The following is a 2,432-nucleotide window of genomic DNA, read 5'->3' as shown; positions in this document are numbered from 1 at the left end:
TTGTGGTTGCTCCGCCCGCTTCAAACAAAACCCTCGACGGGGATGGTGTGGCTTCGCCACCTTCTTTACGGATAGGAAATTTTCTGGATTTATAGCCTTAGCTGCTGGGTAAAGTTTACCTGATATAGATGTTAGCAGCTTAGAGGAAGCTTTACACGCGTCATTGCTAAAAGAAGCACCTGCTACATTCGGCAGCTGTCGTATAAGATGCCGCTAAGTTCCCATCCGTTAACACCCGTGGCGTTAGCCACACAGCCAACGGCGAAAATATTTGTTTGAGCAACGCTCGGCAGGTCGACCGCAGCCAAAATCATAAACCGGAATCGTTCTGCTACCTTTCCCCAAAGATCTAAGCACCCATAAGCCGACGGTGCGAGTTAATTTCCGCCCTGTTTTTTGTGCTACTTTTTTGCGCCAAAAAAGTAGTGGGAAGAAAATAGTAGAATGCAGTTGCTACCACTACAGCTACGCCTTGTTTTTTGCTACTTTTGATTGCGGTCTGCAGACCGCTACTTAGCAAGGACGAAGTTTTAGACTTCGACCAGCCTCGTGCGCTGATGTAGACTACGGCGAGCGGGAGATTAGTTTTGAAGATTTGAAAAGGGATGATCTAATAATTTACACCAAAATTAAATAGTAATGGAACTAGTAAAAAGAGTAGAGGAATGCGTGGTAACCACCAATAGAGGCGATAGGTTCGACATGCAGTTTGGTGTGGAAACAGATTTAAAAGATCAGAGTAGGGCTTTTTCCTATTCAGATTTAGAGCCCGTAATTCGCTTTAACTGCTTAGATTGCGAAACGCAGATTGGAATAGGAGAATTTTCTCTGCATGAACCTAGATTAAGCATAAATCCGTGGGGTGAAATCTATAAAGATTTTATTGAGTTTATAAAGTTTATTGCAAAAAGGTTAGAATTTGAACTAACGACAAATGGAGGTGGTATATGCTATGCAGAGGCATCCAAAGGAGTTGTTTTATTCCATTCCAAAACCTACATTCCCAACATCTACTACACCAAATGCCCCCACTGCGGCAGCCAGTACCTGATGTTCTACAGTTTTTCTGGTGGCGGTCAGGACAGGTGCCCGGTAACCCTTACCATCGATTGTATTTGGCAGGTACACCTCGACGATGCTTTTGCCCAGAAGTACCTTACCGTATAGCGGTAAGGAGGTGCTGTTGGCAGGCAAGGCGGCTACTGGCGCATAGAGCTGAAGGATGGCAAGGAGCTAACGGTATTCGAGGGCGAAGTTATCCCCTGGTACGGCAAGGCTGGTGGTGGCATCCAGTGGTACTCGAAGATTAGTTTTGAAAGATTATTTAGTGAATTCGATGTTGTTAAGTATACAAAAGTTGAATAACTATGGAACTAAAACATAGATTAGAAGAATGCGTGGTAACCACCAATAGAGGCGATAGGTTCGACATGCAGTTTGGTGTGGAAACCGATTTAAAGGATGAATGCTCTGCGTTTACTTTTGAGGATTTAGACCCAATTATTAATTTTTCTTGTTTAGATTGTAAAGAGAAACTTCAAATTGACGATTTTCCATCTTTCGCTCCAAGGTTGGGAATTGTTCCTTTTGAAGTTGTTCCTGAAAAATTTATTGAGTTTGTAAAGTTTATTGCATCAAAATTGGCCTATGAAATAGTGTATATTGATGAAAATTTTCGTTGTGCAATAGCTTCTAAAAAACATGTACTTTTTCATGAAAAAAACTACATTCCCAACGTTTACTACACCAAATGCCCCCACTGCGGCAGCCAGTACCTGATGTTCTACAGTTTTTCTGGTGGTGGTCAGGACAGGTGCCCAGTAACCCTTACCATCGATAGCATTTGGCAGGTACACCTCGACGAGGCTTTTGCCCAGAAGTACCTTACCGTAGAGCGGTAGGTAGGTGCTGTTGGCAGGCAAGGCGGCTACTGGCGCATAGAGCTGCATGCTGGCAAGAAAATATCATAGGAGGAAAGGATTTTTTTATAAGCAGCACTTGGTAGGTTAAGGATAACCCAAAATGTAACCCTAAATCCATCGACAGTAAACAATAAAAGAGTTAAGGCTTCTATAAGCCACCGATGCAAGTTAGTCTTTGTCCTGTTTTTTTGCGCTACTTTTTTTGCGCCAAAAAAGTAGCAGGAAGAAAACATTACAAGCGAGCAAAATCTTGTCCATTATCTCATATCTCACATCTCATATCTCACATCTCATATCTCACATCTCAAATCTCACATCTCAAATCTCACATCTCAAATCTCATATCCCATTTAAAATCGCTCCGAGTAGTTCTATTTGCACCGCTGACCTCATTTATTTTCGCTCTGAGTAGATTCATTGACACCACTGACCATATTTATTTTTGTTCTGAGTACACTTTTTGCAGCCCTCCAAAACGCCATTTTGGGCTCCGACCTCACGTTTTTTGGC

At 42.5% G+C, this 2,432-nt stretch carries 3 protein-coding genes; 2 read left to right on the top strand and 1 reads right to left on the bottom strand.

Annotated features, from left to right (window positions below):
- Positions 1–182 precede the first annotated feature (182 nt).
- Entirely contained in the window at positions 183–314 is a 132-nt protein-coding gene (locus L990_RS20545) for a hypothetical protein (RefSeq protein ID WP_262480654.1), read from the bottom strand.
- 325 nt (positions 315–639) lie between these two features.
- Here L990_RS20545 and L990_RS16615 point away from each other — a divergent pair, with 325 nt between their 5' ends.
- Both L990_RS16615 and L990_RS16610 read left to right on the top strand, forming a co-directional pair.
- Positions 640–1,167 carry a hypothetical protein gene (locus tag L990_RS16615; RefSeq protein ID WP_047451770.1) on the top strand — a complete coding sequence of 176 codons (528 nt, stop codon included), beginning with the start codon at positions 640–642 and terminating at the stop codon, positions 1,165–1,167.
- A gap of 200 nt (positions 1,168–1,367) precedes the next feature.
- A complete protein-coding gene (locus tag L990_RS16610; RefSeq protein ID WP_047451768.1) occupies positions 1,368–1,901 on the top strand; it encodes a hypothetical protein in 534 nt (177 codons plus the stop codon).
- Positions 1,902–2,432: the final 531 nt, after the last annotated feature.

The sequence above is a fragment of the Alistipes sp. ZOR0009 genome (assembly GCF_000798815.1).
Classification (GTDB): Bacteria; Bacteroidota; Bacteroidia; order Bacteroidales; family ZOR0009; genus Acetobacteroides.
This window is presented reverse-complemented; position numbering and strand designations above follow the sequence as displayed.

Coding starts and splice junctions, on each gene's coding strand:
- L990_RS20545 (WP_262480654.1), bottom strand. CDS start 314: ATGATTTTGGCTGCGGTCGACCTGCCGAGCGTTGCTCAAACAAATATT.
- L990_RS16615 (WP_047451770.1), top strand. CDS start 640: ATGGAACTAGTAAAAAGAGTAGAGGAATGCGTGGTAACCACCAATAGA.
- L990_RS16610 (WP_047451768.1), top strand. CDS start 1,368: ATGGAACTAAAACATAGATTAGAAGAATGCGTGGTAACCACCAATAGA.